The sequence below is a fragment of the Massilia sp. Se16.2.3 genome (genome assembly GCF_014171595.1).
Classification (GTDB): domain Bacteria; phylum Pseudomonadota; class Gammaproteobacteria; order Burkholderiales; family Burkholderiaceae_D; genus Telluria.
Window position 1 is genome coordinate 1,671,546 of the sequence record NZ_CP050451.1, and the last position, 20,721, is coordinate 1,692,266.

Consider the following 20,721-nt stretch of genomic DNA (forward strand, 5'->3'; position numbering starts at 1 on the left):
GGCGGGAAACCCGCCTACCCTGCGACCTTAGATGCCTTCGGGGGCGCGCTGGTGCCAGTCGGTCGCTTGCTGGTACTGGTGCGCGATGTTCAGCAGCTTCGCTTCGGCAAAATAATTGCCGATGATCTGCAGGCCGACCGGGCGCTTGGCGTTCTTGTCGCCCTGGCCGAAACCGCAAGGGATCGACATGCCGGGCAGGCCGGCCAGGCTGGTCGACAGCGTGAAGATGTCGGCCAGGTAGTTTGCCACCGGGTCGTTGGCCTTCGCGCCCAGGTCCCAGGCGACGGTCGGGGCCACCGGGCCCATGATGACGTCGCACTTGTCCGCGAACGCGGCCTGGAAGTCGTCGGCGATCAGGCGGCGGATCTTTTGCGCCTGCACGTAGTAGGCGTCGTAGTAGCCATGGCACAGCACGTAGGTGCCGACCATGATGCGGCGCTGGACCTCGCGGCCGAAACCTTCGGCGCGGGTTTTCTTGTACATGTCCTGCAGATCCTTGTACTCGCTCGCCCGGTGGCCGTAGCGCACGCCGTCGAAACGCGACAGGTTCGACGAGGCTTCGGCCGGGGCGATGATGTAGTAGGTCGGGATCGACAGGGCCGTTTTCGGCAGCGAAATATCCACCAACTGAGCGCCCAGCGCCACGAATTGATCGAGCGCGGCGCGCACGGCGCTTTCCACGTCGGCCGCCAGGCCTTCGCCGAAGTACTCGCTCGGCACGCCGATGCGCAGGCCGGTGAGCGGCTGGTGCAGGTCGCGCGTGAAGTCTTCTTTGAGGTTGCCCTGTTCCACGGTCAGGCTGGTCGAATCGCGTTCGTCATGACCGATCATCTCATTGAGCAGCAGCGCGCAATCCTCGGCGGTCTGGGCGATCGGGCCGCCCTGGTCGAGCGAGGAGGCGAACGCGATCATGCCGAAGCGGGAGACGCGGCCATAGGTCGGCTTGATGCCGGTGACGCCGCAGAAGGCCGCCGGCTGGCGGATCGAACCGCCGGTATCGGTGGCGGTGGCGGCCGGGGCCAGGCGCGCGGCAATCGCGGCGGCGGAACCGCCCGAGGAACCGCCTGGTACGGCTTGCGTGTCCCGGGGTTCTTCACCGCACCGAAAGCCGAGTTCTCGTTCGCCGAGCCCATCGCGAATTCGTCGCAGTTCAGCTTGCCCAGCGTGACCATGCCGGCGGCGCCGAAGCGGTCGACGACGGTGGCATCGAAGGGGCTGACGTAGTTGGCCAGCATCTTCGAACCCGCAGTCGTGCGCCAGTCGCGCGTGACAAAGATATCCTTATGGGCAATCGGAATGCCGGTCAGCGGGCCGGCGCTGCCGGCGGCCAGGCGCGCGTCAGCGGCGGCAGCCTGGGCCAGCGACAGTTCCGGGTCGAGGTGCAGGAAGGCGTTGTGGCTGCTTTTCTCGATGCGGGCCAGGTAGTGACGGGTGAGTTCGGTGCTCGAGACCTGCTTCGCATGCAGTAGCGCCGACAGCTCTTTGATGGTTTTGTTGTGCATGGTGCGTTTTCTGTTCGTGGATGCAGGATTACTCGATGACCTTCGGTACCAGGTACAGGCCGTCCTGAGTCTTGGGCGCCGGCGCCTGGTAGGCTTCGCGGCGGTTTTCTTCCGTCACCACGTCTTCGCGCAGGCGCAGCGGCAGCGACAGGATCGCGGCCAGCGGATGCGACAAGGGCGCAACACCTGTTGTATCGACCGCCTGCATCTGTTCGGCCAGTGCAAAGATGCCATTGAGCTCACCCAGCGCGGTTTCGGCATGGGCGTCGTCCATATCGAGCTGGGCCAGGTTGGCGATGCGTTTTACGTCTGAAAGAGTCAGGGACATGGCAAAAGGCGCGGCCGGGGCCGCATTCAAAATGGGGTTGGGAGAATGACAGAATGGCAAGCGCAGACTGTTGAACAGCGTGCTACGGTCGATAAAACCTTGCTAATCCCGTCGATCTCGCTTCGAGAACTAGGGGGTAAAACCACCTGTTTTCAGCGTTTAATCGGCAAATTATAAGGTAGAATGGCGGGCTAATGCGTGGTCTGCGCCGAATGAGCGCGGCCCCTCAGTACGAACGAAGACCGCAGGGCGCAGGCAGGGCCGATGCGGCGAGGACTCTCCCGATTAATGTTAGGCGCATACAGCGCGCATCAGGACACACATGTTTGGTTCTTTACGCAGTTACTTCTCGAACGACCTGGCCATCGACCTGGGTACCGCCAATACGCTGATCTACGTGCGCGGCCAGGGCATCGTGCTGGACGAACCGTCGGTCGTGGCAATCCGCCAGCAGGGCGGCCCGAACGGCAAGAAGACGATCCAGGCGGTCGGCAAGAAAGCCAAGCAGATGCTGGGCAAGGTGCCGGGCAATATCGAGGCGATCCGCCCGATGAAGGACGGCGTCATCGCCGACTTCACCGTCACCGAGGAGATGCTCAAGCAGTTCATCCGCATGGTGCACGATTCCAAATTCTTCCGTCCGTCGCCACGCATCATCATCTGCGTGCCTTGCGGTTCGACCCAGGTCGAGCGCCGCGCGATCCGCGAATCGGCCCTCGGCGCCGGTGCCTCGCAGGTCTACCTGATCGAGGAACCGATGGCCGCCGCGATCGGTGCCGGCCTGCCGGTCTCGGACGCGACCGGTTCGATGGTGGTCGACATCGGCGGCGGCACCACCGAAGTGGGCATCATCTCGCTGGGCGGCATGGTCTATAAAGGTTCGGTGCGCGTGGGCGGCGACAAGTTCGACGAAGCCATCGTCAACTACATCCGCCGCAACTACGGCATGCTGATCGGCGAACAGACCGCGGAAGCGATCAAGAAGGCCATCGGTTCGGCCTTCCCGGGTTCGGAAGTGAAGGAAATGGAAGTCAAGGGCCGCAACCTGTCCGAAGGCATCCCGCGCGCGTTCACGATCTCGAGCAACGAGATCCTGGAAGCGCTGACCGACCCGCTCAACAACATCGTCTCGGCCGTGAAGAATGCGCTCGAACAGACCCCGCCGGAACTGGGCGCCGACATCGCCGAGAAGGGCATGATGCTGACCGGCGGCGGCGCGCTGCTGCGCGACCTCGACCGTCTGCTGATGGAAGAGACCGGCCTGCCGGTGCTGGTGGCCGAAGACCCGCTGACCTGCGTGGTGCGCGGTTCGGGCATGGCGCTGGAACACAACGACAAGCTGGGCTCGATCTTCTCCTACGAGTAAGCACGACAGCCTCGCAAGCTACAGCGTGGGCAGGTGGACGGTGTCGAACCGTGCACCTGCCCATGTGCCCATCTAACGGGCCGTCCGTCATAATCGAAAGTCATGGAATACAGTCCTCCGCCGCTATTCAAACAGGGCGCCCCCGCGCGGGTGAAGGTGACGGTGTTCGCGTTCGTGTCGCTCGCGCTGCTGCTGATCGATGCCCGCATGCACCTGCTCGGCACGGTACGCCAGGTCGCCGCCACCGTGCTCTACCCGCTGCAGATGGCCGCGCTGATGCCGCGCGATGCCATGTTCAGCATGGGCGATTACTTTTCCTCGATTTCCAGCCTGCAGAAGGAAGTGCGCGAGCTGAAGAACCAGCAGGTCGCGCAGGCGCAGTCCATGCAGCTGGCCCAGCTCCAGATGGCGGAAAACGCCCACCTGCGGCGCCTGCTCGAGGCGCGCGAGCACCTGCCGGTGCAGTCGATCATGGGCGAGATCCTGTACGACGCGCGCGACCCGTCCACCCGCCGCATCGTGCTCGACCGCGGCACGCGCAACGGCGTGCAGCTCGGGCTGCCGGTGATCGACAATGCCGGCGTCATCGGCCAGGTCACCCGCGTATTCCCGTTCACCTCCGAAGTCACGCTGCTCACCGACCGCGACCAGGCCATTCCGGTGCAGGTGCTGCGCTCGGGCCTGCGCAGCATCGCCTATGGCCGCGGACGTTCCGGCCTGCTCGACCTGCGCTTCGTCGCGCCCGACGCCGATATCCGGTGGGCGACGTGATCGTCACCTCGGGCCTGGACGGCATGTATCCGGCCGGCCTGGCCGTGGCCAAGGTCGTGCAGGTCGAGAAAGTGGCGGCCGGTGCCTTCGGGCGCGTGACCTGCCAGCCGCTGGGCGGCGTCGACCGCAACCGCCAGCTCCTGATCGTGATGTCGCAGGCGGCACGCGCGGCGCGTCCGCAGGACCTGCCTGTGCCGCCGGCGCATGGCGCGGCGCGCCGCAACCTGCCGAAGATGGAGCCGGTACCGACACCACCGCTGGCGCCGGCGCCGCTGCCGGCGCAGGGTGCGCCGACGCAACCGGCGGCCGGCGTGCCCGCGGCGGTGCCCGCTGCCGCGCCAGCCACGGCGCCGACGACGGCACCGGCAGGTGCTGCGCCAGCGACGGCAATCGCCACGCCGGGCGCGAACACGGCGCCACGCACCGCCGCGCCGCGTGATGCGGCCCGCTTGAACGCCGCCCCCCCGCCGCGGCCACCACCCAGCCGGTCCAGCCGGCGCTGCGCAAGGAAGGCGCTCCATGACCGGTAACCGTCCCCATTACATCCTGCTGCCGGTCAGCCCGCTGTTCATCGCGTTCAGCCTGACCTGCGCTTTCATGCTCAACCTGCTGCCCTGGGGCCGCTGGATCGGCGCGCCCGATTTCGTCGCGCTGGCGCTGATCTTCTGGGGCATCCACCAGCCGCGCAAGGTCGGCATCGGCGTCGCCTTCTGCATGGGCCTGCTGATGGACGTGCACGATGCGGCGCTGCTGGGCGAAAACGCGCTGGCCTATACGCTGCTGTCCTATGTCGCCATCATGATCCACCGCCGCGTGCTGTGGTTCCCGGTGCTGACCCAGGCCATGCACGTGTTCCCGCTGCTGCTGCTGGCCCAGGCGATCCAGGCGCTGGTGCATTTCTTCGCCACCGGCCGCTTCGCCGGCTGGCTGCACTTCGTCGAGAGTGCCGTCGCCGTTGCCCTCTGGCCGCTCATCACCTGGCTGCTGCTGGCACCGCAGCGCCGCGCCGTCGACCGCGACCATACGCGCCCCATCTGACCGTCGCAGTACATGATTGACGCAGTAAATGACTGAAATAAAAGACAGCGACCGCGAGATCCACCTGTTCCGCCTGCGCCTGACCGCGCTGGCGGTGCTGGTGTTCGTCTGCTTCGGCTGCCTGGTCGCACGATTTGTCTGGCTGCAGGTGATCCAGCACGACCAGTATGCCTCCCAGGCAGAGGACAACCGGATTGCCCTGGTGCCGATCGTGCCCAATCGCGGCCTGATCGTGGACCGCAACGGCGTCGTCCTGGCGCGCAACTACTCGGCCTACACGCTCGAGATCACGCCCTCGAAACTGCAGGCGAGCATGGACTCGGTGATCGACGAGCTGGCCAAGCTGGTCGCGATCGAAGCGAAGGACCGCAAGCGCTTCAAGCGCCTGCTGGAAGAATCGCGCAGCTTCGCCAGCGTGCCGCTGCGCACCCGCCTGACCGACGACGAAGTGGCGCGCTTCACCGCGCAGCGCTTCCGCTTCCCCGGCGTGGAGGTGCAGGCGCGCCTGTTCCGCCAGTACCCGCTGGGCGAGGTCGCCTCGCACGTGATCGGCTACATCGGCCGCATCAACCAGAAAGAGGCGGCCGCGCTCGAGGAGAGCGAAGACGCGGCCAACTACAACGGCACCGACTACATCGGCAAGGAAGGCCTCGAGAAGAAATACGAGAGCTACCTGCACGGCACTACCGGTTACGAGGAAGTCGAGCGCACCGCGGGCGGGCGGGCGATCCGGACGCTGTCGCGCCGTCCGCCGGTCCCGGGCAGCAACCTGATCCTGTCGATCGACATCGAGCTGCAAAAAGTGGTCGAGGAAGCCTTCGGCGACCAGCGCGGCGCGTTTGTCGCGATCGATCCGGCCACCGGCGACGTGCTGGCTTACGTGTCGCGGCCCGGTTTCGACCCGAACCTGTTCGTCGACGGCATCGACAGCCAGAGCTGGAACGAACTCAATACCTCGCTCGACAAGCCGCTGATGAACCGCCCGCTGTCGGGCACCTATCCGCCCGGCTCGACCTTCAAGCCCTTCATGTCGCTGGCCGCGCTGGAGTACGGCCTGCGCCGCCCGTCGGACGCGATCCGCGACCCCGGCTTTTTCGTCCTCGGCGGCCACCGCTTCAACGACGACAAGCCGGGCGGCCACGGCTACGTCGACATGTACCGCTCGATCGCCGAGTCCTGCGACACCTTCTATTACCAGCTCGGCAATGAGATGGGCATCGACCGGATTTCCAACTTCATGCGACCGTTCGGCTTTGGCGTGCCGACCGGGATCGACCTCGAACACGAGAAGATCGGCGTGCTGCCATCGAAAGAGTGGAAGGCCAATCGCTTCAAGCGCAACCGTGCGGCCCAGAAGTGGGTTGGCGGCGACACCATTTCGGTCTCGATCGGGCAGGGCTTCAACAACTACACCATCATCCAGCTGGCGCATGCGGTGGCCAACCTGGCCAATAACGGCGTGGTGATGCGGCCGCACCTGGTCAAGCTGATCGAGGACGGCGCCACGCGCCAGCGCACGCTGACGGTGCCGAAGGAAAGCCGGCGCATCGCGCTGAAACAGGAAAACATCGATTTCATCAAGCGTGCGATGGTGGGCGTGACCCAGGAAAACTATGGCACCGGCCACCGCGCCTTTGCCAACGCCGGCTATATCTCGGCGGGCAAGACCGGTACCGCCCAGGTGATCGGCCTGAAGGGCGGCAAGTACAACGCCCACGCGATTGACGAGCGCCACCGCGACAACGCGCTGTACACGGCGTTCGCGCCGGCCGACAAGCCGACCATCGCCATCGCGCTGGTAGTCGAGAACGCGGGCTTCGGTGCCGCCTCGGCCGCGCCGATCGCGCGCAAGGCGCTCGACTACTACCTGCTCGGCAAGCGCCCGCCGCCGCCGAAGCCGGCCGAGGAGGGGGCGCCTGGCGCCAAGCCGGGCACGGTGCAAGCCGGGGCGAAGCCGGCGCCCGCTACGGCGCCCGGTACGGCGCCTGCGCTGGTGCCGACGGCCGCTTCCGCTACGCCACGCGGCACGCCTGTCACGACCGCGGCCGCCCCACAGCCGGCGCCGGCACGGAAGGCGCCGGCCCCCGCCACGCTGCCGGCCGCCGTTCCCGCCCGCCGCCGCCGCGCGCCGCAGTACCCGACAAGGAGTAAGCAGATGGCCTATTACCCGGAACGGCGCTCCCTCAGCCGCCGGCTCAAGCCCTATTTCACGGTGTTCGACTGGCCGCTGGCGATCGTGCTGTTCATGCTGCTCACGACCAGCATGATCACGATGTCCTCGGCCGGCCTCGAGTTCCCGGGCCGCGTCGAATCGCAGATGCGCAATTTCGTGCTCGCCTTCGTCGTCATGTGGCTGGCCGCCCTGGTGCCGCCGCAAACGCTGATGCGCCTGGCCGTGCCGATCTATACCTTCGGGGTGACGCTGCTGGTGGCGGTCGCCGTGTTCGGCATCATCAAGAAGGGTGCGCGCCGCTGGCTGCACGTGGGTGTCGACATCCAGCCTTCCGAAATCATGAAGATCGCCACGCCCCTGATGCTGGCCTGGTATTTCCAGCAACGCGCCCGGGTCGGCAACTGGAAGTCGTTCGCGGTCGCGGCGGTGCTGCTGGCGATTCCGTTCGGGCTGATCGCCAAGCAGCCCGATCTCGGCACCGCGCTGCTGGTCGGCGCTTCCGGCTTCTACGTGATCTTCCTGGCCGGCCTGTCGTGGAAAGTGCTGATCGCCCTTGCCGTGGGCGCCGCGGCCAGCATGCCGATTGCCTGGTCGATGCTGCACGACTACCAGCGCGAACGCGTCATGACCCTGATCGACCCGACTTCCGATCCGCTGGGCAAGGGCTTCCACATCATCCAGTCGACCATCGCGATCGGTTCGGGCGGTATCACCGGCAAGGGCTATGCCCAGGGCACCCAGGGCCAGCTCGAATTCGTTCCCGAACAAACCACGGACTTCCTGTTCTCGGTGTATTCCGAAGAATTTGGGCTGGTCGGCAACCTATTTCTTTTGGTAATCTATCTCTTGCTGATCGGCCGCGGCATGATGATCGCCGCGAATGCCCCGAATCTGTTCTCGCGGCTGCTGGCCGGCGCGATCACGATGATCTTCTTTACCTATGCGTTCGTCAACATGGGCATGGTGAGCGGGATCCTGCCGGTGGTCGGCGTTCCGCTGCCGTTCATGAGCTATGGCGGCACCGCGTTCATCACGCTGGGCCTGGGCGCTGGCATATTGATGAGTATTCAACGGCACCGGAAACTGGTGCAAACGTGATGGAGGAGGCGCGATGACCGCTTCGAGACATCTCCCAGCGGTCATTGTCCTCGCGGCCTTGTTGGCCGGATGCGGCACCACTGGCAGCCAGAAGGGCACGGCACAGAAAGCCGGCGCCGGCCGGGGTGCGGCGAAGCTGCCGGCGGCCGGTTCCGGCCGCGGCGGCTATTACCGGGACGACGGCCCGGGCCGCAACATCCCGCCGGGGCTGGAACTGGTGCCCGACGCCGTCGTCAAGGCCGAACCCTATGCCAAATGGGCGAACCGGCCCTACGAAGTATTCGGCCAGACCTATACCCCCATCCTCAACGAGGAAGCCTTTGTCCAGCGCGGCGTGGCCAGTTGGTACGGCGTCAAGTTCCATGGCCAGCGCACCTCCTCGGGCGAACCCTACGACATGTACGCGATGACGGCGGCGCACCCGACGCTGCCGATCCCTTCGTATGTGCGCGTCACCAATGTGGCCACCGGCAAGTCTGTGGTGGTGCGCGTCAACGACCGCGGGCCCTTCCATGCCAGCCGCGTCATCGACGTTTCGTACACGGCGGCGCTGAAACTGGGCCTGCTGGGCAGGGGCAGCCATGAAGTCACGGTCGAACGCCTGTTCGCCGGCGATGTTCCGCGCTTCGCCGGCGCCGGCAGGCCCGCGCCTGCAAAAGCGCAACCTGCGCCGCCGGAAATCGCCGCGCTGATGCTGGAAGACCGCGTGCAGTCCGACAGCGCCGCCGTCGCGCAAGCCTTGCCGGTGCCGCTCAAGCCGGCAACCGACAGCGCCGCGACCGAAGAGGGCGCGCCCAGTGGCGGCTTCTACCTGCAGCTCGGCGCCTACAGCCGCGCCGACACGGCCCGGGACAAAGCCAGGCAAATGAGCCGCCAGCTGGCCGATGCCGGCGTTCCCATCGCCGGCCTGGAGGTGGCGCCGGCCGGCAGCGTGCACCGCCTGTACGGCGGACCTTTCGGCTCGCGCGAGCAGGCACAGGAAGCGGCGCGGGCGCTGCCGTCGGAATGGGGTTTGAAGCCGATTGTGGTGAAGCGCTAGGCTGCTTGGCATGCAAATGGCCTTGCTGGCGATGACCGGGCGCGGCCCGTGCAAGCGCGTGGAGTCAGGACTCCACCCTGCGAAACAGCAGTACACGCAGGGTGGAGTCCCGACTCCACGCGGGCCGAATTGTGATCAGCCTGGACGTCAAACCCGACAGGCACGCCCCGATCGTCCGGATCGCGGCTGCCAACGCTAGCAGGTACTCACTTGCAGATATGCAGCACCGCAGCCGGCATGTTGCGGCCGGCTTCGACGATGCTCGCACGGATGCCGGTATCGATACCGCGGAAGCGGTAGGCGAAGCGCTGGGTTTGCGGCCCGCGCGGGAGGATGCGCACGCCCTGGACGCCTTTTTTCGCCAGGTTCGCCACTTCCGCATGTGCGGCCGCGTCCGATTTGAAGACGCCCAGCGAGATCGCCCATTTCATCGGCGAATCGCCCTGGACCACGAAGAAGCTCGTCACGCCCTGCTCCTGCAGCTGGGCGACGCGGCGGTCGGCGGCTTCCTTGCTGCCCTGGGATGGCAGGTAGACCATGTAGCTCGTCACTTCCTGGAAGGGCACCGTCAGGCGGGTCTGGCGCGTGCCGAGGTCCAGCGGCGCCAGGCGCGTCTCGAAGCGGCGCGCGTCGCCGGCGGCAAAGGCGTCGGTCTCGACGCAGGCGACCGGCGTGCCGGAAGGCGCCGCCGGGGCGGCAGCCAGGGGGCGCATCCGGCGCCTGTTCCGGCTCCTCGTCCTTGTCATCGGGGACGGGCGGTTCCGCGGTGTCGGCCGCAGCCTGCGCCTGGGCGCCGCTCAGCAGCACCAGGCGGTTGGCGGCCAGCTGGTTGCGCAGGCGCGCCGGCTCGCGCACTTCGGCGTCCACACTGCCGAGCAGCCCGCGGCCCAGTGCGAACAGCACCACGTTGGCGCACAGCAAAGCCCAGAAAACGAATCTCAACAAAACCTATCCTCCGTATGCGGACTCGGACCGCACCACCGCGTGCAGGCCCACCAGCACGATATTATCGACCATCCTGTGCTCCACCTTGAGGGCGGGAGCGATATACGGGGCCGCGCCCCCCGACAGCACGCAGGATGCCGCGTCCTGGCCGCCGTGTGCCGCCAGCGCGCGCTCGATCGCCCCGACCTGGGCCGACAGGCAGCCCGAGACGATGGCGTCGTTCGTATTGTCGGCGAACAGCGGTGGCGGCGTCGCACCGGGGGGGTCGCCTGCGGCAGCTGGGCGGTATTCCTCGCCAGCGCGCCGGCCATCAATGCCAGTCCCGGCAGGATCATGCCGCCGATGAAGCGGCCCTCGGCGCTGACCGCGTCGACCGTGGTCGCGGTGCCGCAGGTAGCCACCACCAGCGGCCGGCCAGGGGACCAGCGCGCGCGCGCGCCGATGGCCGCGGCGAAACGGTCGCAGCCGAGGCGCTCCGGTTCGCGGTAGCCGTTTTCCACTCCGGCGCGGCGTGCGTTCGATGCGAACCACTCGGTGTCGACCGTGCCGAGCAGCTGCGCCAGGCGTGCGCGCAGCGCGGCGCCGGCCACGTTCGACACCAGCGCACGCGTGGTGCCGCGCGCCTGCCAGCTGCTTGCCACCGCGTCCAGGTCGGCATGCAGGGGCCGCGCCCTGTTCGATCCAGTCGCCAAAGGGGGGCGCGCCGGGTGCGGCCAGTGCCCATTTCACCCGGGTATTGCCGGCGTCGATCAGCAGCAGCATCAGGCGCCCTTCACGCGCAGCGACACGTCGCCCGCCAGCACGGCGCTGCGCCCCGCCGCGCTGTCGAGCAGCAGGCGCCCGGCCTCGTCGACCCCGGCAGCTATACCCTCCTGCATCACGGCGCCGCCATCGAGGATGGTCACCAGCTCGCCCTGCCGGGCATGGCGCAGGTTCCAGCGCGCGCAAAGGCGGCGAAACCGGCCGCCTCGAACTCGCGCAGGTTCGAGGCCAGGCCGTCGAGCAGGGCGGCGAGCAGCGTGGAGCGGTCCATTTGCGCCAGCCAGGGCAGCGAGGCAGTCGGGCGGCCGATGCGCGCTTCCAGCTCGTCCGGCATCAGGAGGTTCAGGCCGATACCGATCACGGCCCGGTACCGCCCCGGGGTGCGGCTTGCGTCTCGATCAGGATGCCGGCCAGCTTGTCGCCGTCGCGCAGCACGTCGTTCGGCCACTTCAGCTGCACCTGCACGCCAAGGCGTTCGAGCGTTTCGGCCAGCGCCACGCCGACTGCCAGCGGCAGGCCGGCCAGGCGCGGCAAGCCGCCCGCACAATGCCAGGCCAGCGAGAAGGTGAGCGAGCCTTCGTTTGAAGACAACCAGCTGCGCCCGGCCCGGCCACGGCCGGCGGTCTGGTGGCGTGCCACCAGCAGCAGCGGTCCGCTCAAGCTTGCCGCGCGGGCCAGCAGGTCGGCATTGGTGGAGCCGGTTTCCTCGACCACCTCGACCGCGACGCCTGAAACCGATCGGGCCGCGATGTCGGCTGCGTTCATGCGGCCCCCCCTTGCGGCGCTTGGTCGGCGCGCGCGAGAACAGCGCATCGAAGACGCGGTTCGGCAGGGCGCGCAGCAAGGCGGCGACGGCGCCCATCTGCCACGGCAGGACGCGGTAGCTGTCGCCGCGCGCGATGGCACGGACTGCTGCGGCCGCGAAGCGCTCGGCCGGCATCAGGAAAGGCATGGGGAAGGGGTTGTTGCTGGTCATGGGGGTCGCGATATAGCCGGGCGCGATGGTGACGACGCGGATGCCCGAGCGTTTCAGCTCGAGGCGCAGCGACTCGCAATAGGCATGTACCGCCGCTTTCGACGCACAGTAGGCGCCCGCGCCGCGCATGCCGCGTACCCCGGCGACGCTGCCGATCGCCACCAGCCGACGCCGGCCCCCTGCTCGCGCATGGCCGGGATAAAGGGGGCGAAGGTGGCGACCGTGGCGGTGACGTTGGTGGCGAACACCGCCTCGAAGACCGGCAAGTCCTCGGGACGTTCAGTCAGCGTGCCATGCGAAATGCCGGCGCAGGCGATGACGATGTCGGCGCCGTTCATCTCCGCCAGGAAGTCGGCACCGGCGGCCGCCAGCGCCGCATGGTCGCAGACATCGACCGCATAGGTGCGGTGGCGTTCCGGATGGGGGAGGGTGGCGACCAGCGCAGCGAGGGCATCGCCGCGCCGGGCCAGCAGGCCGAGCGTGGCGCCGCGCGCCGCGTACTCGCGCGCCAGCGCCGCGCCGATGCCGCTGGAGGCGCCGGTGATGAAGACGCGCTCGGCGGTCCCGGCGTCCATGCTTATTTCTTGTCCGCTTTGGCTTTCGCCACCAGGGTGTCCATCACCTGCAGCGCGACCTGCTGCTGCTCGGTCTCGGTACGGGCGCTCGAGCCTTCCGGATTGGCCATCGACGGCGAGGTGACAAAGCGGCCATCGATGACCACCATCGGCCAGTGGTCGACGCGGTACTCGTTCATCATGGTGCCGGCACGGCGCACCTGGGCCTGCACGCCGAAGGAGTTATAGGCGCTGGCGAAGCGGGCGCGGTCGATCCCGGCCTTTGCGGCCCAGTCGAGCACTTCCTTGTCGTTGGCAAAGCGCTGGTCCTGCTCGTGGATGGCCGCGAACGCACGCGCATGGTACTGCTCGAGCAGTCCCAGCGCCTCGAGCGTATAGAACAGCTTCTGCTGCGGCAGCACGCGCGGCCCACCGGCCACGTGCACGCGCTTGAACACGATATTGCTGCCCTGCTTCTTGACCCATTCCGCCAGCAGCGGCTCGAACACATTGCAATGCGGGCAGTAATACGCAAAGAACTCGATCACCTCCACCTGCTTGCCCGCCATCGGATTGACCTGCTGCGGCAGCACTTGGTAGTGCACACCCTGGGCCGGAACAACGGGTGCGGCAAAAGCGGCACCGCTCAGGGCGAAGAATGCAGTGGTAACGAACAAACGACGAAGCAAATTCATGGTTTTCCTTATCTAGTCAGGAACGTCACGGGGCCTTGAGAAACCGTAGCGAGCGGAAGGAGTGTTGGCCGAGAAGCGCAGCTGTACGAGTAGTACAGCCGGTCCGCCGGTGCGGAGCATCGCAGGCCGACAATCCGACGCGCAGTAGGTTTATCAAGGACCTATCTGGTATTGCGGACGATGGCGACGTCGATACCGCTGTCGAGCAGCTTCGCCCGCGCCTTGTTCACGGCTTCGACCTGGTTGAACGGCCCCAGGCGCACCCGGTGCAGCACGCCGCTGTCGCTGCTGCGATCGCTGATCGCCGCCTCGAAACCCAGCAAGGCCAGCTTGGCCCGGGTGGCCTCGGCATCGGACATCTCGCGGAAGGCGCCCGCCTGCAAGTAATAGATGTATTTCTCGTCCGCGCCCGCGGCGGCCGGGGTGGCTGCAGCCGGCGCACCGGCAGGCGCCGCCGCCGGAGCGGGAGCTGGAGCAGCGGCTGCCGCCGGCTTGGCGCTGCCCGCCTCGGTCATGCCGGCAATCGCCTGGCCGAGCGGGTCGGCGTCGGTGGCGGCGGCCGGCGCCGGCGCCGGCGTCGTGGCGGTCGCGGCGGCGGCTGCTGCCTGCTTGGCTTCGCGTTCGGCCAGCTGGCGCGCCGCTTCGCGCGCGGCGTCGCGGTTGCCGTACATCGGCTTGTTCGGATCGTTGGCCTGGCTCGGTTCGAGGTCGGCCGGCCGTCCCATTTTCGTGGAACGGTCGGTGAAGGGCGAGGTGCCCTTGGTGATCATCAGGGCGACCGCCACCGCGATCCCCAGCCCGATAATCAGGCCGATGATGATGCCGGTCAGGGTACTGCCGCGTTGCAGGCGCAGGGAAGGGATGCGGGTGATAGCGGTCATCGCGTTTACTCGTCTTGCTCTTGTGGTTCGGTAGGGTTGCGTTCCATCTTGACCGGTGCCGAGACGCCGATCAGGGCCAGGCCGTTGCGCAGCACCTGGCGCGTCGCGGTGGCCAGCGCCAGGCGTGCCAGCTTGAGCGGCTCGTCGCCGTCGAGCAGCCACTTGTGCGCGAAATAGTAGCTGTGCAGTTCGCCGGCCAGTTCGCGCAGGTAGAAGGCCACCTGGTGCGGGCCGAGTTCGGCCTGGGCACGCTGCAGCATCTCCGGATACGCGGCCAGCTTCGACAGCAGGCTCGCTTCGTGCGGCGTGGTCAAGCCCGACAGGTCGACGTTCGCCAGCTGCGCTTCGTCGCCGCCCCAGTTGGCCAGGGCCGAGCAGATGCGCGCGTGGGCGTACTGCACATAATAGACCGGGTTTTCGTCCGAGGTTTTGAGGGCGACGTCGACGTCGAACACGAATTCGGTATCGGCCTTGCGCGAGATGAGGAAGAAGCGCACCGCGTCGCGGCCGCGGGTGATGTCGCCGCCGCCCGACCATTCGATCAGGTCGCGCACGGTGACATAGGAACCGGCGCGCTTGGAGATCTTGACCTCTTCGCCGCCCTTCATGACGGTGACCATCTTGTGCAGCACGTAGTCAGGGTAGCCCTGCGGGATGCCGATGTTCACGGCCTGCAGGCCGGCGCGCACGCGGGCAATGGTGCCGTGGTGGTCGCTGCCCTGGATGTTGATGGCCTGGTCGAAGCCGCGGCGGAACTTCTGCATGTGGTAGGCCACGTCCGGCACGAAATAGGTAAACGTGCCGTCGGACTTGCGCATCACGCGGTCCTTGTCGTCGCCATAATCAGTGGTTTTCAGCCACAGCGCGCCATCTTGCTCGTAGGTGACGCCGGCGTCGACCAGGGCCTGCACGGCCTGCTCCACTTTGCCGTCGGCGTAGAGCGAGGATTCGAGGTAATAATTGTCGAACTTGACGCCGAAGGCCTGCAGGTCCTGGTCCTGCTCGTTGCGCAGGTAGGTGACGGCGAAGCGGCGGATCGAGTCGAGGTCGTTCACGTCACCGCTGGCGGTGGCCGGCTCGCCGTCGCTGGCCGCGACGGTTTTCTTCGCCAGGAAGTCGGCGGCGATCTCGGCGATGTAGTCGCCGTTGTAGGCCGACTCGGGCCATTGCTCGTCGCCCGGCTTGAAGCCGCGTGCGCGCGCCTGCACCGAGTTGGCGAGCGTGGCGATCTGGACGCCGGCATCGTTGTAGTAGAACTCGCGGGTGACTTCATGGCCCTGCGACTCGAACAGGCTGGCCAGGGCATCCCCCAGCGCGGCCTGGCGGCCGTGGCCGACGTGCAGCGGGCCGGTCGGGTTGGCCGAGACGAATTCGAGGATGGCATGGTGGCCGGCGCCGGACTGGCCGCGCCCAAAAGCTTCGCCGGTCTGCAGGATGGTGCGCACCACCGACTGCTTGGCGCTGGCGGCCACGCGCAGGTTGATGAAGCCGGGACCGGCGACGTCCGCCGATTCCACCAGGCCGGCAGCGCCCGGCTCGGCCAGCAGGGCGGCGACCAGGCGCGTGGCCAGCTCGCGCGGGTTGGTTTTCAGGGGCTTGGCCAGCTGCATGGCGACGTTGCAGGCGATGTCGCCATGGGCCGGGTCGCGCGGGCGTTCCAGCACGATATTCGGCGTCAGATCGCTGCCGGCAACGATCGGCGCGAGGGCGGCCTGGAACAGGGCGACGATTTCTTGTTTTTGTTGGGCGAGCATAGGTTCGGAGGGTGAAGTCGATAAGTTCAGCAGGGCGGTGGCCGCGGCCACGGCAAACAGTGGTTCATTATACTGGTTTGCTGCAGCGCCGAATATGCCCGGGGCTTCCGGTTGTGGCGCTGGCGCCCGTCCCTGGCCGGCTGTTTAAGCCCGGCCAAAGGTGGAGCCGGTACAATGCGGGTCTTTACCGTACCTGCCCGCCATCATGACCGACAAGCGCCCCACGCTCTCCATCAAGCCCAAGGCCCGCAGCGGCGCCAAGCCCGCTCCGCGACCGGTCGCCAACCCGGCGGCGCAGCACGCCAGGCCGCAGGCCCGGGCCCAGGCCACCACGCCGAAGCCGGCAGCCAAGCCGGCCGCGCCCGCTCAGGCAGGCCCGTCCGAGGCTGGCCCCCAGCCGCCCGCGCGCCGGCAGCGCGCGCCGAGGCGCCCCGTCCAAGCCATGAAATGAAGCAGCAGTTCCAGCTCGACTACCGTCCCGCGCTGTCGGGCGACTCGCTGGCGCTGGCGCTGCTGGGCGCCGCCGCGGCGGTGGCACGGGTGCGCGCCGGTACCGCGCTGCCCCAGGCGCTCGCTACCGTGTTCAAGGCCTATGACGCTGCTCCTCAAACGCGCGGCGCGATCCGGGACCTGGCCTACCGCAGCATGCGCGGGCTCGGCCGCGCCGAGACCCTGCTCGGCCAGATGACGAGCAAGGCGCCGGACGCACCGATGCTGGCCGGCCTGCTGTGCTGCGCGCTGGTACTGCTCGATCCGCCGGAAGGGGAGAGTGCTCCTTATGAGGCCTTCACCGTGGTCGACCAGGCGGTCAACGCGGCCGCGAGCCACCCCGATTTCGCCCATGCCAAGGCGATGGTCAACGCCGTGCTGCGCCGCTTCCTGCGCGAGCGCGAACAGCTCGTCGCCGGCGCGCTGCAGCAGCCGCTGGCGCAGTGGAACTACCCGCAATGGTGGATCGACGCCACCCGCGCCGCCTATCCGCGCGATTGGGAAGCCATCCTCGCGGCCGGCAACACCCATCCGCCGCTGACGCTGCGCGTCAATACGCGCAAGACTTCGGTGGAGGACTACCCGGGACGCCTGGCCGATGCCGGTTTCGAAGCCGACGTGGTCGGGCCGACCGCACTGCGCCTGAAGCAGGCGACCAACGTGGCGCAGATTCCCGGTTTCCATGAGGGCCTGGTGTCGGTGCAGGACGCCGGCGCCCAGCTCGCCGCGCCGCTGCTCGACCTGCGTGAGGGCATGCGCGTGCTCGACGCCTGCGCGGCGCCCGGCGGCAAGAGCGGCCATATCCTCGAGAGCGCCGACGTCGAGCTGACCTCGGTCGACGCCGACCCGCAGCGCCTGGCGCGCGTGGGCGACAACCTCGGCCGTCTCGGCCTGCAGGCGACGCTGGTGGCGGCCGAAGCGCAGGCGGCCGGCTGGTGGGATGGCCGTCAATACGATCGTATCCTGGCCGACGTGCCGTGCACGGCGTCGGGCATCGTGCGGCGCCACCCGGATATCCGCTGGCTGCGCCGCAAGACCGACACGCGCCAACTTACAACACTTTCCGCGCAGATACTCGACAATCTTTGGCAGATGCTGCTGCCCGATGGTAAATTGCTGTTTGTGACATGTTCGCTCTGGCCCCAGGAGTCGGAGGCGCAGGCGGCCGCCTTTGCGGCCCGCCATGAGGACGCCATCCGCCTTGACGCGCCGGGCCAGCTGCTCCCCACGAGCGGCGCCGGGCTGGATCATGACGGGCTGTTCTATGCCCTGTTCCACAAGCGCGTGGCGTAACTTTTCACACGCAAGCTTGTTTAACGCTCGTCAGGGCAGGGGATGCGGCCCACCGACGCATCGTCGAAGACAGTACCTTGGTACGGCGAGACGATGCAACGCGGCCATGGCGATTTTTAAACACGCTCTGCGCTCAATTAATTTAGGTTCCGGCCCACCTGTGACATTACGATTCTTCCGCCTCCTCGCCTGCCAGCTGCTGCTGGTCTTCGCGTGCGCAACGGCGCAGGCGGCCGACGGGATCGAGATCACGCTGGCGAAAATCGAGGCGACCGACGAGGGTTACCGCCTCGGCGCCAATTACGCATTCGACCTCAATCGCGACCTGGAAGACGCCCTGCAGCACGGCGTCAAGCTGTTCTTCACGACCGAGATCGAACTGACCCGCCCGCGCTGGTACTGGCGCGACGACCGCGCCGTGTCCACCCGGCGCACGGTCAGCATCTCCTACGACGTGCTGCTGCGCCAGTATTATGTGTCGGTCGGCGGCAGCGTCCAGCAGACCTACCAGACCCTCGACGAAGCCATGTTCCAGATCCGGCGTCCGAGCCGCTGGCTGATTGCACCGAAAGGGGCTCTCAAGCACGGCGAGACCTACGAGGTCAGCCTGCGCATGTACATGGACCGCGACCTGCTGCAAAAGCCGCTGCAGGTCAATGCCTTCGGCAATTCGGACTGGCGCCTGGCTTCGAACTGGAAGACCTTCACCTACCGTGCGGAGTAAGCCGTGAACCAGGCCATGCGCTACGCGCTGGTGGTCGGCGGGGCGATCGTCTCGATCCTGCTGTTCCTGCTCGCCTCGGCCTCGGACAACTCGGGCTTCTTCCAGCGCTACTATGCCTGGCTGCTGGGCCTGAACGCGACGATCGCCTTCCTGCTCCTGATCCTGGTGCTGGTCGCCCTCGGGCGCCTGTATTCGCGCTACAAGGCGGGGCGCTTCGGTTCGCGCCTGATGGCGCGGCTGGTGCTGCTCTTTGCCGGCATCGGCATCCTGCCCGGCCTGATCATCTTCATGGTGTCGGTGCAGTTCGTCTCCCATTCGATCGAATCCTGGTTCGACGTCAAGATCGAGTCCGCCCTGCAGTCCGGCCTGAACCTCGGCCATGCCGCGCTCGACGAGGCGCTGGGCGAACTGGGCAACAGTGCCCAGACCGTGGCGGCAACCCTGTCCGGCCAGGATGACGTCGGCGCCCAGATGACGCTGTCGCAGCTGGTGAGCGACACCGAAGGCATGCAGAGCGCGATGCTGCTCGATGCCAGCGGCAAGCTGGTGGCCAGCGCCAGCCAGGACCGCCGTGCCGACCTCACGGCCGACCTGCCGAACCCGCAGATGGTGCGCCAGGCCGGCATGCCGGGCGGCTATGCGCGCGCCGAAGGGGGCATCGAACTCGATTTCCGCGAGGGCGCCAACGGCGAGGCGAACGGTCTCGACGCCGCCACCGGCCTGCGCCTGCGCGTGGTGCTGGCCGTGCCCGAGCCGCCCGGTGCGGCGCCGCGCTACCTGCAGGTGATGCAGGCGGTGCCGGTCAACCTGGCCTCGAACGCGGCCGTGCTGAAAAGCGCCTACAGCGAATACCAGCAGCGCTCCTGGTCGCGCGACAGCCTGCGCCGCATGTACCTGCACACCCTGACGCTGACGCTGCTGCTGGCCATTTTCGGCGCCATCGGCAGCGCGGTGCTCATCGCCGGCAACCTGGCGCAGCCGCTGCTGGTGCTGGCCGAGGGCACGCAAGCCGTGGCCGAGGGCGACCTGTCGCCGCGCCCGATCGTCGAAACCAGCGACGAACTCGGTACCCTGACCCAATCCTTCAATGCCATGACCGGCCAGCTGTTCGAGGCCAGGAGCGCGGTCGAACGCAACCGCGCAGCGCTGCAAAGCGCCAAGGCCCACCTGGAGTCGGTGCTGGCCAACATGTCGGCGGGCGTGCTCGTGCTCGACGCCGAGGGGACAGTGGTCAACTCGAACGACGCCGCCTGCCGCATCCTGCAGATGGAACACTGCAATTTGCACGGGCCGCTGAACAAGATCGAAGGCACGGAGAATTTCGCCAACGCCGTCACCCGTGCCTTCTCGACGCAGAGCGCGCAGTCGGCCGCGGGCACCGCGCGCCAGCGGACGCACTGGCAGCAGCAGATCGAAATCCCGCGCCGCGCCGCCGGCGAAGACCACGACACGACCCTGCTGGCGCGCGGCTCGCGCCTGCCGGTGGGGGTGGGCAGCGGCTTCATCGTGGTGTTCGACGATATCTCGGACGTGATTTCGGCACAGCGCTCGGTGGCCTGGGGCGAAGTGGCGCGGCGCCTGGCGCACGAGATCAAGAACCCGCTGACCCCGATCCAGCTGTCGGCCGAACGCCTGCAGATGAAGCTGGCCGACCGCCTGGAAGCGGGCGACAAGGCGCTGCTCGAGCGCGCCACGACCACCATCGTCAACCAGGTCGACGCCATGAAGCGCATGGTCGACGACTTCCGCGACTATGCGCGCACGCCGCCGGCGGTGCTCGAACCGCTTGATTTGAACGACCTGATCGGCGAAATCCTGAACCTGTACCTGGCCGAGGACGCGTCCGACATCATCCATGCGGCGCTGGAACCGAACCTGCCGCGCGTGATGGGCGACGCGACCCAGCTGCGCCAGGTGATCCACAACCTGCTGCAGAACGCCCAGGACGCCTTTGCGGACCGCGCGCCGGGCGCGCCTTCTCCGCGCATCGACGTCGCCACCGAGATCATCCACTACACCGGGGCGGACGGCACGGCCGGGACCGCCGTACGCCTTGCCATCCTCGACAACGGCCCTGGATTCGCCCCGAAAATCCTCGCCCGCGCCTTCGAACCCTACGTCACCTCGAAAGCCCGCGGCACCGGCCTCGGCCTGCCGATGGTGAAGAAGATTATCGATGAGCACGGTGGCCGCATCGATATCCAGAACCGTCCGGACGGTTCTGGCGCGTCAGTATTCATTTTGCTGTTAAAGTTAGCACAAGAGGCGAACTTGGCCGAAGTGTAAAACGGGCATAGAATCACGCCTGAATATCAGCTGCATTGACGACTGGA

The 20,721-nt window shown here is 67.4% G+C and carries 16 protein-coding genes and 4 pseudogenes; 9 read left to right on the forward strand and 11 right to left on the reverse strand.

Translation table 11 applies throughout. The annotated features are described in order from the left end of the window. Positions 1 to 27: 27 nt before the first annotated feature. Together gatA and gatC are read right to left on the reverse strand one after the other, a co-directional pair. A pseudogene (gene gatA / locus G4G31_RS07735) lies at positions 28 to 1,502 on the reverse strand (Asp-tRNA(Asn)/Glu-tRNA(Gln) amidotransferase subunit GatA). Between the two features lie 28 nt (positions 1,503 to 1,530). Continuing rightward, positions 1,531 to 1,830, reverse strand: a complete 300-nt coding sequence (gatC, locus tag G4G31_RS07740) for an Asp-tRNA(Asn)/Glu-tRNA(Gln) amidotransferase subunit GatC (RefSeq protein ID WP_182990935.1) — start codon at positions 1,828 to 1,830, stop codon at positions 1,531 to 1,533. A gap of 322 nt (positions 1,831 to 2,152) precedes the next feature. Between gatC and G4G31_RS07745 the strand changes: the two genes are divergently transcribed. The 5 genes and pseudogenes from G4G31_RS07745 (at position 2,153) to G4G31_RS07765 (ending at position 9,315) form a co-directional block, all read left to right on the forward strand. Next, positions 2,153 to 3,196, forward strand: a complete 1,044-nt coding sequence (locus G4G31_RS07745) for a rod shape-determining protein (RefSeq protein WP_056338938.1) — start codon at positions 2,153 to 2,155, stop codon at positions 3,194 to 3,196. A gap of 102 nt (positions 3,197 to 3,298) precedes the next feature. Then, positions 3,299 to 4,497: pseudogene (mreC, locus tag G4G31_RS07750) on the forward strand (rod shape-determining protein MreC). Next, on the forward strand, positions 4,487 to 5,005 hold the full coding sequence (gene mreD / locus G4G31_RS07755) for a rod shape-determining protein MreD (RefSeq protein ID WP_182990936.1): 519 nt from the start codon (positions 4,487 to 4,489) through the stop codon (positions 5,003 to 5,005). Before mreC ends, mreD begins: the two are co-directional and overlap by 11 nt. Positions 5,006 to 5,033: 28 nt before the next feature. Continuing rightward, on the forward strand, positions 5,034 to 8,276 hold the full coding sequence (gene mrdA, locus G4G31_RS28950; protein ID WP_182990937.1) for a penicillin-binding protein 2: 3,243 nt from the start codon (positions 5,034 to 5,036) through the stop codon (positions 8,274 to 8,276). Positions 8,277 to 8,289: 13 nt separating this feature from the next. Next, a complete protein-coding gene (locus tag G4G31_RS07765; RefSeq protein ID WP_182990938.1) occupies positions 8,290 to 9,315 on the forward strand; it encodes a septal ring lytic transglycosylase RlpA family protein in 1,026 nt (341 codons plus the stop codon). A 206-nt stretch (positions 9,316 to 9,521) separates the two neighbouring features. On the opposite strand, the gene G4G31_RS07770 is transcribed toward G4G31_RS07765, so the two are convergent. From G4G31_RS07770 to argS, 9 genes and pseudogenes are all read right to left on the reverse strand, one after another. Next, the gene (locus G4G31_RS07770; protein ID WP_182990939.1) at positions 9,522 to 10,028 is read right to left on the reverse strand and encodes an SPOR domain-containing protein; all 507 of its coding nucleotides are present in this window, start codon (positions 10,026 to 10,028) and stop codon (positions 9,522 to 9,524) included. Between the two features lie 235 nt (positions 10,029 to 10,263). Next, positions 10,264 to 11,022: pseudogene (locus G4G31_RS07775) on the reverse strand (type III pantothenate kinase). Next, a complete protein-coding gene (locus tag G4G31_RS28140; protein ID WP_308622142.1) occupies positions 11,022 to 11,165 on the reverse strand; it encodes a hypothetical protein in 144 nt (47 codons plus the stop codon). The pseudogene G4G31_RS07775 and the gene G4G31_RS28140 overlap by 1 nt, the downstream one beginning before the upstream one ends. Continuing rightward, on the reverse strand, positions 11,162 to 11,383 hold the full coding sequence (locus G4G31_RS28145) for a hypothetical protein (protein ID WP_308622197.1): 222 nt from the start codon (positions 11,381 to 11,383) through the stop codon (positions 11,162 to 11,164). The genes G4G31_RS28140 and G4G31_RS28145 overlap by 4 nt, the downstream gene beginning before the upstream one ends. Next, complete coding sequence (locus G4G31_RS28150) at positions 11,380 to 11,787, reverse strand: biotin--[acetyl-CoA-carboxylase] ligase (protein WP_308622165.1); 408 nt, start codon at positions 11,785 to 11,787, stop codon at positions 11,380 to 11,382. Before G4G31_RS28150 ends, G4G31_RS28145 begins: the two co-directional genes overlap by 4 nt. Before the next feature lie 10 nt (positions 11,788 to 11,797). After that, positions 11,798 to 12,573, reverse strand: a pseudogene (locus G4G31_RS07785) (SDR family oxidoreductase); the annotation flags it as partial. 2 nt (positions 12,574 to 12,575) lie between these two features. After that, complete coding sequence (locus G4G31_RS07790) at positions 12,576 to 13,247, reverse strand: thiol:disulfide interchange protein DsbA/DsbL (protein WP_182990940.1); 672 nt, start codon at positions 13,245 to 13,247, stop codon at positions 12,576 to 12,578. 161 nt (positions 13,248 to 13,408) lie between these two features. Next, entirely contained in the window at positions 13,409 to 14,128 is a 720-nt protein-coding gene (locus tag G4G31_RS07795; protein WP_182990941.1) for an SPOR domain-containing protein, read from the reverse strand. Between the two features lie 5 nt (positions 14,129 to 14,133). Beyond that, positions 14,134 to 15,882, reverse strand: a complete 1,749-nt coding sequence (gene argS, locus G4G31_RS07800; RefSeq protein ID WP_182990942.1) for an arginine--tRNA ligase — start codon at positions 15,880 to 15,882, stop codon at positions 14,134 to 14,136. 205 nt (positions 15,883 to 16,087) lie between these two features. Here argS and G4G31_RS07805 point away from each other — a divergent pair, with 205 nt between their 5' ends. The 4 genes from G4G31_RS07805 to G4G31_RS07820 all read left to right on the forward strand — a co-directional run bounded on the left by G4G31_RS07805 (position 16,088) and on the right by G4G31_RS07820 (position 20,674). Then, positions 16,088 to 16,333 carry a hypothetical protein gene (locus G4G31_RS07805; RefSeq protein ID WP_182990943.1) on the forward strand — a complete coding sequence of 82 codons (246 nt, stop codon included), beginning with the start codon at positions 16,088 to 16,090 and terminating at the stop codon, positions 16,331 to 16,333. Further along, positions 16,330 to 17,664: a 16S rRNA (cytosine(967)-C(5))-methyltransferase RsmB gene (gene rsmB, locus G4G31_RS07810; protein WP_182990944.1), complete on the forward strand. Its 1,335-nt coding sequence runs from the start codon at positions 16,330 to 16,332 to the stop codon at positions 17,662 to 17,664. Before G4G31_RS07805 ends, rsmB begins: the two co-directional genes overlap by 4 nt. Before the next feature lie 160 nt (positions 17,665 to 17,824). Continuing rightward, entirely contained in the window at positions 17,825 to 18,388 is a 564-nt protein-coding gene (locus G4G31_RS07815) for a DUF4390 domain-containing protein (protein WP_229425444.1), read from the forward strand. Positions 18,389 to 18,403: 15 nt separating this feature from the next. Continuing rightward, a complete protein-coding gene (locus tag G4G31_RS07820; protein WP_182991709.1) occupies positions 18,404 to 20,674 on the forward strand; it encodes an ATP-binding protein in 2,271 nt (756 codons plus the stop codon). Positions 20,675 to 20,721 lie beyond the last annotated feature (47 nt).

Bases quoted from the DNA above. Each gene is read 5' to 3' on its own strand.
- G4G31_RS28150 (WP_308622165.1), bottom strand. From the start codon at position 11,787: ATGAACGCAGCCGACATCGCGGCCCGATCGGTTTCAGGCGTCGCGGTC.
- G4G31_RS07765 (WP_182990938.1), top strand. From the start codon at position 8,290: ATGACCGCTTCGAGACATCTCCCAGCGGTCATTGTCCTCGCGGCCTTG.
- mrdA (WP_182990937.1), top strand. From the start codon at position 5,034: ATGACTGAAATAAAAGACAGCGACCGCGAGATCCACCTGTTCCGCCTG.
- G4G31_RS07790 (WP_182990940.1), bottom strand. From the start codon at position 13,247: ATGAATTTGCTTCGTCGTTTGTTCGTTACCACTGCATTCTTCGCCCTG.
- G4G31_RS07770 (WP_182990939.1), bottom strand. From the start codon at position 10,028: ATGCGCCCCCTGGCTGCCGCCCCGGCGGCGCCTTCCGGCACGCCGGTC.
- gatC (WP_182990935.1), bottom strand. From the start codon at position 1,830: ATGTCCCTGACTCTTTCAGACGTAAAACGCATCGCCAACCTGGCCCAG.
- mreD (WP_182990936.1), top strand. From the start codon at position 4,487: ATGACCGGTAACCGTCCCCATTACATCCTGCTGCCGGTCAGCCCGCTG.
- G4G31_RS07795 (WP_182990941.1), bottom strand. From the start codon at position 14,128: ATGACCGCTATCACCCGCATCCCTTCCCTGCGCCTGCAACGCGGCAGT.
- G4G31_RS07805 (WP_182990943.1), top strand. From the start codon at position 16,088: ATGACCGACAAGCGCCCCACGCTCTCCATCAAGCCCAAGGCCCGCAGC.
- rsmB (WP_182990944.1), top strand. From the start codon at position 16,330: ATGAAGCAGCAGTTCCAGCTCGACTACCGTCCCGCGCTGTCGGGCGAC.
- argS (WP_182990942.1), bottom strand. From the start codon at position 15,882: ATGCTCGCCCAACAAAAACAAGAAATCGTCGCCCTGTTCCAGGCCGCC.
- G4G31_RS07745 (WP_056338938.1), top strand. From the start codon at position 2,153: ATGTTTGGTTCTTTACGCAGTTACTTCTCGAACGACCTGGCCATCGAC.
- G4G31_RS07820 (WP_182991709.1), top strand. From the start codon at position 18,404: ATGCGCTACGCGCTGGTGGTCGGCGGGGCGATCGTCTCGATCCTGCTG.